This is a genomic window from Nostoc sp. PA-18-2419, from assembly GCF_005869855.1.
Lineage (GTDB): Bacteria > Cyanobacteriota > Cyanobacteriia > Cyanobacteriales > Nostocaceae > Nostoc.
The window spans coordinates 339291-353141 of the sequence record NZ_SZNH01000002.1 but is presented as its reverse complement, the minus strand read 5'-3'; the positions used below and the strand labels follow the sequence as shown (position 1 = coordinate 353141).

Below are 13851 nucleotides of genomic sequence, written 5' to 3'. Positions count from 1 at the left end.
TTTACTCCTTCCCTACAAAAAGCCAGCAAAGAATTCGACCCCTACCTACGATTATCCTCTCTTTGATTTAAATAAGCTGTTAACTTCCATCTGGTGCAGCCATAATTATGTTTACAGTGCAACATATTCAAAATTAACAATTGCTCTATAAATAACTATTTTGTTTTTTATTTACATTTATATTATAAAATATCAAAACTATTGGTTAAATTATGATACTTTACTAAAAATTATTTGTATTTATTTCATTGTTCGATGGATTTAAATAATTTTTACTTGATAAAAAACAAATTAATACTGTTATTCATAGAGGCAATTTTTCTTTCAATCGTAGATAATTTAAGTATTTAAATATTTTTAATATATTTAATTATACTAAATTACAGTATATTCGGCAAAATACATATCAAAAATAACCTGTTTGTTTATAAAAAAAGTTTAAAGTAATCATTTAGTTTATATAAAGTATGCTATTGTTTTTATTAATTCAATGTTTAAAAACTGTGAGGTAAATTAGTTATTTAATTAAGATTTCGAGGAAAAATAACTAAATCTAACTGCTTGGCAATCACCTTCTGAAAGTTTTATTACTTTTTTACATTGGATAAATTCAGATTAAAGGTGATTTCTGTAACGAAGTTGTCAACTTTTCTGGGTCGAATCCCATAGAATGTATTATCCTGGACGTTGAAACTGGCTATGACATTTATCAACACACAGAACGTTGTCATTAATATTAGCTACATTGCTGCTGTAAGGCTAGATAATCAAACTCTTGTTGACAAAAAAAGCGTTTCTGTTCTCTTAGCTACTCTTCAGTTTCTATTGTTCAAAATATTAACCATTACCAATGGTTTGAATTTCCTGTTCAAGCAGCTATTACACTCCAAGAGTATTTTACCAATTTCTACAAAGGCAATTTTGGATTTGGAATTTTGACTGACTTCTCATGAAAGAAATAAATCTCAAATTGTAAATCTAAAATCCAAAATTAGTTGAGCGATTGCTACAATCTCAAAACTCAAGCGCTGCATAACATTTTTACACGATCGCTGTGTGCCAAAATTGCCTATAAACCTAAGGCTTTATTAGGGCAGTATATATCGTGTGGTGTTGATTTGGAGAAAAGCATTTAGCGCAGATAAGATAGCTAACTGCTAACAAAACAAGACATTTTGATTAATTAGTAGGCAACAGAAATTACTGTATCTACACAATCCACAGTACTCACTATGCCCTATGTCTGCTCAAATTGATACTGCCTTAGCAGAGTTAGAGAGCCTGATTAACAATTGCGAACAGGCTGTAATTAGGTCTATAGAGGAAAAAAAAATGAACTCAGACAAATCAATTTCTATCCACAAGATTAACAGACAATTACAACACAATCCTATAGCCATTGTTGGCATGGCTTCTCTATTACCCCAAGCCAGGAATTTACGTGAATATTGGCAAAATATAGTAAATAAAATTGACTGTATTACTGATGTTCCTGCCACCCACTGGAGCGTCGAAGATTATTACGATCCAAATCCCAGAACTCCTGAAGATAAAACTTACTGTAAAAGAGGTGGATTTATTCCAGAGGTAGATTTTAACCCAATGGAATTCGGCATTCCCCCCAGTATTTTAGAAGTTACAGATGTATCGCAACTATTAAGTTTAGTGGTTGCAAAAGAGGCGATGGAAGATGCTGGCTATGGCGAACAACGCGAATTTAACCGCGAGATGGTTGGGGTAATTTTAGGCGTAGCTATGGCCAAGCAGTTAGGAATGCCACTTTCTGCCAGATTAGAATATCCGATTTGGGAAAAAGCCCTCAAAAGTAGCGGTTTATCTGACGAAGATACACAAAAAATCGTTGAGAAAATCAAAAGTGCATACGTCAAATGGGACGAAAACGCCTTCCCCGGCATGTTAGCTAACGTAGTCGCGGGTAGAATTGCCAATCGTCTCAACTTTGGTGGGATGAACTGTGTAGTTGATGCTGCTTGTGCGAGTTCCTTTGGTGCTTTAAAAATGGCAATCAGCGAACTAGTCGAGCATCGTTCTGACATGATGCTGACTGGTGGTGTTGACACCGATAACACCATCATGGCTTACATCTCCTTCAGCAAAACACCAGCCGTTTCTCCCAGTGAAAAAGTCAAACCTTTCGATGCTCAATCTGATGGGATGATGCTGGGTGAAGGTATCTGCATGATTGTCCTCAAACGCCTAGAAGATGCCCAACGGGACAACGATAAAATCTATGCCGTGATTAAAGGTATTGGTACCTCCAGCGATGGACGTTACAAGAGCATATATGCTCCCCGCAAGGAAGGCCAAGTCAAAGCCTTAGAACGTGCTTATGAAGATGCAGGCTTTTCTCCCGCTACCGTTGGTTTGATGGAAGCACATGGCACCGGCACAATGGCTGGAGATCCGACAGAATTCGGTTCTTTACAGGACTTCTTTGCTCTGCATGACTTGAAAAAGCAGCATATCGCTTTGGGTAGTGTGAAATCTCAAATCGGACACACTAAAGCAGCTGCGGGTGCAGCGAGTTTGATTAAAACAGCTTTGGCGCTACATCACAAAGTATTACCGCCGACAATTAACATTACCCAGCCGAACCCCAAACTCAACATTAAAAATTCTGCTTTTTATTTGAATACCGAAACCAGACCTTGGATTCGTGCTGAAGGCGAAGCACCTAGACGCGCAGGTGTGAGTTCCTTTGGCTTCGGTGGCACCAACTATCACGTCGTCTTAGAAGAACATCAAGCCGACCAAAATCATGCCTATCGCTTACACAGTGGCGCTCATGAAGTGCTAGTGTTTGCTGCTACGCCGTCGGAATTGCTGGCAAAATCCGAAGAGATTTTAGCAAAATTGCAATCGCCCCAAGCGATCAGACATTATGCAGAATTAGTCAATGAGTGCAAAACTTTAGAGATTCCCCTCTCTGCTGCCAGATTTGGATTTGTGGCCCAGAATCTCGAAGAAGCTTGCAAATTCCTGCAAATTAGCATTGACTGGCTGAAAAACAAAGGGTCAGCAGCAGGTTGGGAACATCCCCAAGGGATTTATTACCGCGCTTCTGGTATGGAATTGGCTGGTAAAGTTGTCGCCTTATTTTCCGGTCAAGGTTCCCAATACTTGGAAATGGGACGGGAATTAGCGATGAATTTCCCACTCATGCAGCGTTTGCATGGCTATATGGATAGCTTGTTACTCAAAGATAATTTGCAGCCGCTATCGGAAATTGTTTTTCCGCATCCTGTGTTTGAGGAAGCAGAAAAAAATGTCCAAATTGCTGCCCTACAACGCACAGAATACGCTCAACCAGCCATCGGGGTGTTGAGTGCAGGGATGTACACTATACTGCAACAAGCTGGATTTCGGTCAGATTTTGTGGCTGGACACAGCTTTGGCGAACTGACAGCCTTGTGGGCTGCGGGAGTTTTGAGTACCGAAGATTACTTGTTTCTGGTGAAAGCTAGGGGTCAAGCAATGGCGGCACCGGAAGATCCAGACCACGATGCAGGTAGTATGCTGGCTGTCAAAGAAGACATTAGCAAAGTTGAAGCAGTGGTGAGACATTTTCCGCAAGTTACCATCGCCAATCAAAATTCTCCGACTCAAGTTGTCTTGGCTGGCCCCACCGCAGAAATCGCCAAAGTCCGTCAAGCATTACAAGACAAAGGATATACGGCTGTATTGTTGCCTGTATCGGCAGCATTCCACACACCCTTGATTGCCTTTGCTCAAAAATCCTTTGCCATCGCTACCAAGTCCGTCAAATTCCAAAATCCGAAACTCCCGGTTTATAGCAACGTCACCAGTAAACAGTATCCCAAAGAACCCCAAGCGATTCAAAAAGTCCTGGAAACGCACCTTTCCAATTCCGTGCTGTTCAAACAGGAAATTGAAAACATCTATGCAGCTGGCGGTACTTGCTTTGTAGAATTTGGCCCTCGGAGAATTTTGACCAACTTAGTTAAAGAAATTCTTGGCGATCGCCCGCATCTTACCGTATCTTTGAACCCTAGCACCCAAAAGAATAGCGATCGCTCCTTGCGGGAAGCAGTTGTGCAGTTACGGGTAATCGGTATGGCTTTGAGTGACCTCGACCCCTACCATCTTCCCCAAACCGTACCTGCAACTGAGCAGAAGAAGGCTTTAAATGTACGTTTAAACGGCATCAACTACAGATCCGAAAAAACGAAAAACGCCTTCGCTCAAGCTTTGGAAAATGGGCACAAGGTTACATTACCTACTGTTTTATCTGAGAATTCAGTCAAACCAAATCAGCCCATCCCCGAATATTCTCAAACAGCGGCTCCTTTATTTACCAGCCTAGATGTGGCTCTAACTCTGCCAGTTACAGAGACTAACGGACATAAAAAAACACCCATTACCACCCCATCAATGAACGGTGTGACTTCTGAGATCGCTACCCAACCAGAGCAACAAATGAATCCTGTGACCCTTTTAAGTCAACCAGCCCAGGAATCTAAGATGCAATCAACACCTGAAAAACTGACAAATTACCAAGAACTTTTAAAAAGTTTAGAATATCTCCTGACACAGTTTCAGCAAAATCAATCTGAGAATTTACAAGTTCACGGAACTTATCTCAACCATCAAATGGAATACGCCAAAGCGTTTTTCCAACTGATGCAGCAACAAAATTCTCTGTTGAGTGAAAGTAAATCCACAGCCGAAACCACCAAGCTCAAGCAAGTTGTCATGGAAAGCTTAGAGCGCAGCATGATGCAGTTTCACTCCCAACAAGGTGAAACCCTACGCATCCATGAGCAATATCTCCAAGAGCAACTGGAATATACTAAAAACTTTTTTCAACTCATACAGCAAGAGTATTCTCAAATCATCTCAGATGACGGAGCGGCTCTACTGACACAGAAGTTGAGCAACGTGGTAGGACATGATTTTATTCCCTTCACCACAGAAACAACTGTCACCGAAGAGGCGCCAGTACCTCCTACTACCAAAATAGTAGAAGCTTTACCCTCACCTGTAACTGAGCCAGTAGCGAAAAACGGCTCAACACTTATCCAAACACCCCTCTCCACTCCCAAAGTAGTAGAGCCTGTAGTCGAAACTCCAGTACTTCCCCAAATTGTAGAGTCTGTAGTCGAAACTCCAGTACTTCCCCAAATTGTAGAGTCTGTAGTCGAAACTCCACTACTTCCCCAGATAGTACAGCCTGTAGTCGAAGCCCTTGTAGTTTCCACCCCCGAGGTAGTAGAACCTGTAGTTGATTTAGTCCTCAGTCCCCATTACCCCTTATCCCCAGTCGCCAATGCAACCATTGATATTGTTGACTTAGATAAAAACCTCCTAGTCATCACCAGCGACAAGACTGGTTACCCAGTCGAAATGCTGGAAATGGATATGGACATGGAAGCGGACTTAGGGATTGATTCCATCAAACGGGTAGAAATCCTGGGGGCGCTACAAGAAATGTACCCCAACTTACCCAAGCCCAACTTAGAAGAACTGGCAGAAAAACGCACCATCGGTCAAGTTGTAGAATATCTGCAATCCTTTGCTTCTAAAAGTGTTTGTGTAGAAATTGCAATTCACGAAGTACAACCAGTAGAGACTCCAGTACAGGAAGTCCAACAAGCAGCAGAGACTCCAGCAGAAGTTACACCGGAAGTCAGCATAGTTGTTGCATTCACCCCACAACTAGAACCCGCAATAACTAATGAATTTCCCGACTTAGGTCAAACCCTACTAGCCATCACCAGCGATAAAACCGGCTACCCGGTAGAGATGCTGGAACTAGAAATGGACATGGAAGCCGACTTAGGGATTGACTCCATCAAACGGGTAGAAATCTTAGGGGCGATGCAGGAAATGTACCCCAACTTACCCAAACCGAATATCGAAGAACTGGGAGAACTCCGCACTATCGGTCAAATAGTAGATTACCTACAGCAGCTAGCTGGAGGTGAAAAAAAAAAGTATGAGTTTGAGTTTGTCCAACAGCCACCCGAACTAGAGTATAGTATCCAGCGCTATCCCGCCAAACTCAGAACCTTACCAAAACCAGATTATTTGGATTTCACGTTACCAGAGGGACACATCACCTTAATCACCGATGATGGTTCCCTCACTACTGCCAAATTAACTGAATCCCTAATCGCCCAAGGCTCCAAAGTAGTAGTTATCAGTTTTCCCCAATCGGTGATTTCCCAACAATCACCCTTACCCGCAGGAGTAACCCGCGTCACCTTGGCAAACTTGAGTGAAGAACATCTCCAACAACAACTACAAGCGATCGCCACTCACTGCGGTACGATTGGGGCTTTCATCCACCTACATCCGATTTTTGTCGCAAATAATACTGGAAAAATTCCCTACATCGAACAGGAAAAGGCGATCGTCAAGCACGTATTTTTGATAGCCAAACACCTCAAACCCTCCCTCAACGAAACCGCACGTCATGGACGTAGTTATTTCTGTACAGTAGCTCATCTTGATGGCGCCTTCGGTTTTGATCGTAAAGTCAACTTCGGAGCGATCGGCGCTGGTTTATTTGGATTAACCAAAACCCTGAGATGGGAATGGCCAAAAGTATTTACACGGGCGATCGACCTCAGTCCGAGAATTGACGCCCAACAGTCAGTAAACCACATTATCGCCGAACTTCACGACCCCAATCTTTACATTGGTGAAGTTGCCTACGGCTCCCAAGGACGAGTCACTTTAATTGCCAACCCAAAAGTAGTCTAATCCCTCCATCCCTTTTCTCTGCGGTTCGTTTTTTTAACAACCGCAGAAAAGCTAAAAAACAACTTTTAACCAGGTTTCTACAGCATCTCTCAATTACGAATTACGTTAGCGAGTCTTCGTACTCTTACAGAGAAGCAAGCTAGCAAGAGCATCTCGTAGAGAGCGTCATTACGAATTACGAATTAATATCAGAGGATTTATGACCCAAACAGCCCAGCTTAGTCCATCATCTGTTTTTGTCGTTAGCGGCGGTGCAAAAGGGATTACGGCTGAGTGTACTATCAAATTAGCCCAGCAACAACCTTGCAAATTTATTCTTCTCGGTCGCTCTGAACTATTAGAAACCGAGCCAGATTTTGCTCAAGATTGTGAAGAATCAGCTTTGAAAAAACGCATCATGGAAACTCTTCTTGCCCAAGGAGAGAAACCCACACCCATGAATGTGCAAAAAATATATAACAAAATTACCTCTAGCCGCGAAATTAAAAAGACTCTTGCCGCAATAGAAAAAGCAGGAGCCAAAGCCGAATATATTAGCGTTGATGTTACAGATACACAGGCTTTACAAGAAAAGCTGGCTAATATTGGGTCAGTTACAGGCATTATACATGGTGCTGGTAATTTAGCCGATAAATTAATTGAAAAGAAAACAGAAGAGGATTTTGAAAAAGTTTATACTGCCAAAGTTAAAGGATTAGAAAACCTCCTGGATTGTATCAATCCGTATCAACTTCAGCATTTAGTTTTGTTTTCTTCGGTAACAGGATTCTATGGAAACATTGGCCAATCTGATTATGCGATCGCCAATGAAATCCTCAATAAATCAGCCCATATTTTCAAACAACAATATCCCTCATGTCATGTAGTAGCAATTAACTGGGGAGCTTGGGACAGTGGGATGGTGTCACCAGAACTCAAAAAAGCTTTTGCTGAACGCGGAGTTGAAGTGATTCCCGTAGAAGCTGGGACACAAATGTTAGTTAACGAATTGCATCCCGCCTATCAAGAAAATACACAAGTCGTCATTGGTAGCCCCCTAGTACCATTAGCTAGAGAGTTAGATCCTCAACTGACCGGCTATCGTTTACATCGCCGCATGACATTAGCAGAAAATCCATTTTTATTGGATCATGTGATAGCTGGTTCTCCAGTATTACCCGCTACATGCGCTCTATCATGGATGATTGACTATTGCGAACAACTTTATCCAGGATATAGATTTTTTGCTGCCCAAGATTTCAAAATTTTGAAAGGAATTACTTTTAACGATAGTTTGGCAAGTGAATATATTGTAGATGTCGAAGAAGTTTCAAAAACTAATGGTCAACAAATTACATTCAACACGAAAATATCGAGTAAAAATTCGGCTGGGAAAACATTTTATCATTTTAGTGCCCAAATCCAACTCTTACTAGAAATTCCTACTGCCCCAATTTACGATGCAGTTAATCTAGAACCAGATAATATCATTACTCTCACTGGTAAATCTTTTTATCAAAATGGAGAAGATACATTATTTCATGGTAGAGCTTTTCAAGAAATCCAAAAAGTTCTAAACATCACCACAGAAAAAATCACAACACAATGCCTATGGGAACAAATCTCACATCAACAACAAGGACAATTTCCAGTCCAATGGGTCAATCCATATACAACTGATCTCAGTATGCACGCACTCTGGGTTTGGACACAGCACTTCCATCAAGAAGGTTGTCTACCCGGACAAGTCGCAAAATACGAACAATTTGCAGCCACACCACAAAACGAACCCTTCTACGTCTCCTGCGAAGTCAAATCCAAAACCCCCAGTAGCGCAACCGCCGACATCATCATCCACAACCAACAAGGACAAATCTACTCACGCCTCCTGGGAGCCAGAGCAATTATTTGGTCAATGAAACTCCTCAGAAGCTAACTCTCCTCTCCTCTTGTCTATGAAGATGCGCCTAATTATCATTAGAAAACCTTTGTGTACCTCTGCGCTTACCTCTGCGTACCTTTGCGTTAAAAAAAGCTAAGACTTGGCGCAGCTTCACAAAGAAACGACACAAAACATCTTTCAAGTTTGGGGAACAGCGTAAATCCTTCTGTCCGCTCATCATCTCTAGCCTAATACCCAAACCTTGAGGATAAAATAATGGAAAAAATTGCCATTATCGCATTATCATGTCTATTCCCCGACGCCAAAAATCCCGAAGAATTCTGGCAAAATATCATCAATGAAAAAGACTCTACCTCATCCGCAACCATCCAAGAAATCGGAGTAAATCCAGAAATCTTTCATCATCCCATCAAAGGTACACCAGATAAAACCTATTCTCTCAAAGGTGGATACATCCGCAACTTTGAATTTGACCCATCTGGCTACAATCTCTCACCAGAATTACTTACCAATTTAGATAACACCTTCAAATGGTCATTGTACGCTGCCAAACAAGCAATTCTCCAAAGTGGTTATTGGGGTAATCAAACTGTTCTTTCAAAATGTGGCGTAATTTTGGGAAATCTTTCATTCCCAACAAAACTTTCCAACCAATTGTTTTCTTCCATTTATCAAAAAACCATTGCACCTGCCCTCAAAGAGCTTTTACAAGTTCCAGATTTAGATTTACCTAGTCTACCAACCGCCAATCAAGCATCTTTATATAATGCGATGATTTCTGGCTTACCAGCAGCGATAATTGCTCAAGCCTTATCTTTATCTCGGATTAACTTATGTCTCGATGCTGCTTGCTCTTCATCATTTTATGCTATTAAACTGGCATCTCATTATTTGCGATCGCACAAAGCTGATGTCATGTTAGCTGGAGCAATCAGTAGTGCAGATTCCCTATTTGTGCGGATGTTATTTTCTGGCGTACAAGGATTCCCAGAAAACGGTATTAGCCGTCCTTTAGATAAATCATCCAGAGGGCTAATTCCCGCCGATGGTGTTGGCATGGTGATGTTAAAAAGATATTCTGATGCTGTCAGAGATGGCGATAAAATTCTCGCTACTATCTGTGGGAATGGACTTTCAAATGATGGTAAAGGCAAGCATTTGCTTAGCCCCAATCCTAAAGGACAAATTCTCGCTTTTCAAAGGGCTTATCATGAGGCAAAAATTAAACCTCAAAGCATCGATTATTTAGAGTGCCATGCTACCGGCACATTATTAGGAGACACAACCGAATTTAATTCTATCGAAACATTCTTTGGTGAACATCAAGCTGCACCTTTGATAGGTTCTGCTAAAGCAAATACTGGTCATTTATTAACTGCGGCTGGAATGGTTGGCTTGACCAAAGTAATTTTGAGTATGTCTCACGGTGTAATTCCCCCGACACTGAATATAACTGAACCGATAGCTAGTGAAAATAGTACAATTTCCACCGATAAAATAGTTAAAACTGCTACTGCATGGCCGAATAATAACGCTGCAATCAAACGGGCTGCTATTAGTGCTTTTGGTTTTGGTGGCACTAATTCGCATCTGATTTTAGAACAAGGAACTACAACCGAATTAAATAATTCAATTGAACCTATTCCACCTGTAAAACTTGCCATAGTCGGTATGGATGCCTTCTTCGGCAACTGTAATGGCTTAGATGCTTTTGAACGTTCGATTTACGATGGCATTCAACATTTTATTCCCTTACCGCCGCAAAGATGGCAGGGTATAGAAAACCAAGAAAATTTACTCAAAGAATATGGTTTACCAAATGGTAAGGCACCAGTAGGAGCATACATTCAAAATTTTGAAATCGATACTTTAGCGTGCAAGATTCCACCAAATGAAGTAGACAAACTAAACCCACAGCAATTGCTACTTCTGAAAGTGAGCGATCGCGCCCTCAAAGATGCGAAAATCCCAGAAGGTAGCAATGTGGCAGTTATCATTGCCGCCGAAACAGAGTTGTCTGTACATCAACTACAGCAAAGGTGGAATTTGCCTTGGCAAGTTAAAGAAGGGTTACTCGCTAAAGAAATCTCTTTGCCTAACGAACAGCAAACTCAACTGGAAACCATCGTCAAAGATAGCCTTCATCACCCCGTAGAAATCGGTGAATATGTGAGTCACATCGCCAACATTATGGCCAGTCGGATTTCTGCTTTGTGGAATTTCACAGGCCCAGCATTTACGATGACAGCAGGCGAAAATTCTGCCCTCAAAGCTTTAGAAGTAGCACAAATGCTACTGGCTGCTGGAGAAGTCGAAGCTGTGGTTGTTGGTGCTGTTGATTTAGCTGGTGGTGTAGAAAATGTTTTACTGCGAAGCCAAATCGCTAAGGTGAATACGGGTACTACTACCTTGAGTTACGACCAAAACGCAGATGGCTGGACGGTTGGTGAAGGTGCGGGTGCAGTTGTTCTTAAGCGTCATGACACCGCCCGAGAAAATGCGGAACGCATCTATGCAGTTATCGATGCTGTTAGCATCGGACAAGCCCATTCTACTGTTGTTGATGGCGAAACTATCAGCCAAATCTGCAAACAAGCTTTCGATATCGCAGGTATCCAACCTACACAGGTGAATTATCTGGAAGTTTGCGGTAGTGGTATTCCCCAGGAAGATGCAGCAGAAATCACAGGTTTGCTGCAAGCTTATCCGCCAGTAGGCGATGGGTTGCATTGTGCAATTGGTAGCGTCAAAGCAAATATCGGTCACACCTATGTCGCTTCCAGTATTGCCAGCCTGATTAAAAATGCTCTTTGCCTGTATCACAGATACATACCCGCTACCCCCAATTGGTCTGGTGTGAAAACGCCGCAAGCATGGCAAGGTAGTCCTTTCTACGTGGCTACAGAATCACGACCTTGGTTTTTAGGCAAAAACGGTACATCCAGAGTCTCGGCACTTAATAGTATTGGCTATGATGGCAGTTTTGCTCATGTCATCTTATCGGAAGAAGGTAGCCAAGAAGAACGCAGCAGCAGATATTTAGCAGAAAAACCCTTTTGTCTTTTTCCTATCCCAGCTGATAATAGCTCAAGTTTATTTGCGGCTTTAGATAATTTCCAAAAAACGATTGAAAATTCTGCTTCTCTCAAAGTAACTGCAAGCAAATATTTTGAGAACTTTCAAAAACAATCAACTGCAAAATATGTCCTATCAATTACAGGACGTAACCAAAAAGAATTAGTCAAAGAAATTGAGTCTGCGCGTAAAGGTGTAAATAACGCTTTTGAACGTGGAGGAGATTGGCAGACACCTAATGGTAGTTATTTTACTGCTAAACCACTGGGTAAACAAGGTGAAATTGCTTACATTTATCCGGCAGCAGTCAATTCTTATCTTGGCATCGGTCGCACGCTGTTTCGCTTATTTCCTAGAGTCTATAACGACTTAATGGTTAAAAGTATTTACAAACGTGCTGCTGATGTTGAACCGCTAGTTTTTCCTAGAAGCTTGAAGAAATTCACTACTAGGGAACTAGAAACATTAGAAAAGAAATTGCTAGATGATTCTCTAGCAATGTTTGAAGCGGAAATGTTTTGCACCAGATTACTCACTACGATTATTCGTGATGATTTTCAAGTTAAACCTAAATATGTTTTTGGGTATAGCTTGGGTGAAACAAGCATGATGGTTGCCCAAGGAGTTTGGAGCAATTTTTATGAAGGCAGTAGTAGCTTCAACTCATCAGCTTTATTTGGCGATAGGTTATCCGGGCCGAAAAATGCTGTGCGTGAGTATTGGGGACTACCAAAAATTTCCTCAGCTGCCGACAATAATCTTTGGGGTAACTATGTTTTAATGGCTAACCCAGACCAAGTAAGGGAATGTCTAAAAAATGAACAGCGCGTTTACTTAACTCAGATTAATACACCAGAAGAGGTATTAATTGCTGGTGAACCAGAAGCTTGTCAGCGAGTCATCAAAGCCTTAGGATGTAATGCTTTCCCGGCTCCTTTTGACCATGTAATTCATTCCGAGACAATGCGATCTGAGTATGGTGAATTGGTGAAATTAAACACTTTACCATCACAAAATATTCCTGGCATTGTATTTTATTCTGCTGCTGAATATCAACCAATTACACTTGAGAGCGGTGACATCGCTCGTAGTATTGCTACAGGTCTTTCTCAACAATTAGACTTTCCCAGGTTAGTCAATCATCTCTATAATGATGGTGCCAAAATATTCATTGAAGCTGGTGCTGGTAATGTCTGTTCTCGCTGGATTGATAAAATTCTTCAAGGTAAAGAACACATTACAGTATCTCTAAATCGTAGAGGTATGGATGACCATGCTTCTATTGTTAAAGCACTGGCAAAACTTGTGAGTCATCGGGTGGATGTAGATTTATCACCCTTGTATAATGTTGCACAAAGTAGCAATCAAAATAAAGCAACTTTGAGAATTGTAACTTTGGGTGGACAGTCGATTACTGATAGCATTTTGACTGAGGAAAATCGGCAAATCTTTGAAGATGTGGTAGAGAAATGTAAGAGCGATCGCACCAAAAAACAACATCAAATTTTACCTGACTCTTCCTTAGAAATTCGCAGTGCAATATCCTCCGAAAGAAGTAATCACGATAACATCCCACCCTCCCCTCTCCAGCCAGAAAAAGTTGCAGTGAAAAATATCATTAATAACGGTTTTGAATTTAAAGAGGAAGTAAAATCTTCTGAGTCAACTGCAATTGAACAAACAATCACTCAACCTACTTTTTCCCCTCCAATCACCACTCTGAAACTTCGTAAAATCATCCACATGTCTGATTTAAATAAATCTCAGTATCAAAAACTCAACGCTAATAATTCCAAGATAACTAAAGCACACACAACATTCCTACAAGCCAGACAAGAATTTAGCAAGCAAATGAGTGAAATCATTCAACTCCAATTAGCCTGCGCGCAAAACTTACTTGACGAAGAATCCAAATAAAAGCATTAGACTTCTTGTAAAACTCCTCATTGTTACCTTCTTCTTTACGCCTTTGCATGAAAGCAAGAAGTCTATCACATCCAACTCAAAAATCTCATCTCTCAAACTCTTACTCTCTGCATCTGTGTCTTGGAAAGTTGTTATCGGAGGAAACCTCCGCTCAGACTTTCCGCTGCGTCTGTGCGTGAGATAAATTCCCACCTTCACTCAGCAACGCCAAACTAAAAACC

The 13851-nt window shown here is 41.2% G+C and carries 3 protein-coding genes and 1 pseudogene; all 4 read left to right on the top strand.

From position 1 onward, the window contains the following. Window positions 1-699: 699 nt before the first annotated feature. The 4 genes and pseudogenes from FCR06_RS03370 to FCR06_RS03355 all read left to right on the top strand — a co-directional run bounded on the left by FCR06_RS03370 (window position 700) and on the right by FCR06_RS03355 (window position 13621). Window positions 700-939 (top strand): hypothetical protein, encoded by a 240-nt coding sequence (locus FCR06_RS03370; RefSeq protein ID WP_317616792.1) that lies wholly within the window; start codon window positions 700-702, stop codon window positions 937-939. 300 nt (window positions 940-1239) lie between these two features. Then, window positions 1240-5946: pseudogene (locus FCR06_RS03365) on the top strand (beta-ketoacyl synthase N-terminal-like domain-containing protein); the annotation flags it as partial. 1000 nt (window positions 5947-6946) lie between these two features. Next, entirely contained in the window at window positions 6947-8662 is a 1716-nt protein-coding gene (locus FCR06_RS03360; protein ID WP_138497436.1) for an SDR family NAD(P)-dependent oxidoreductase, read from the top strand. A 222-nt stretch (window positions 8663-8884) separates the two neighbouring features. Further along, window positions 8885-13621: a PfaB family protein gene (locus tag FCR06_RS03355; RefSeq protein ID WP_138497435.1), complete on the top strand. Its 4737-nt coding sequence runs from the start codon at window positions 8885-8887 to the stop codon at window positions 13619-13621. Window positions 13622-13851 lie beyond the last annotated feature (230 nt).

What these genes read in the sequence shown, in the direction of transcription:
- FCR06_RS03370 (WP_317616792.1), top strand. Translation starts at nt 700, where the DNA reads ATGACATTTATCAACACACAGAACGTTGTCATTAATATTAGCTACATT.
- FCR06_RS03355 (WP_138497435.1), top strand. Translation starts at nt 8,885, where the DNA reads ATGGAAAAAATTGCCATTATCGCATTATCATGTCTATTCCCCGACGCC.
- FCR06_RS03360 (WP_138497436.1), top strand. Translation starts at nt 6,947, where the DNA reads ATGACCCAAACAGCCCAGCTTAGTCCATCATCTGTTTTTGTCGTTAGC.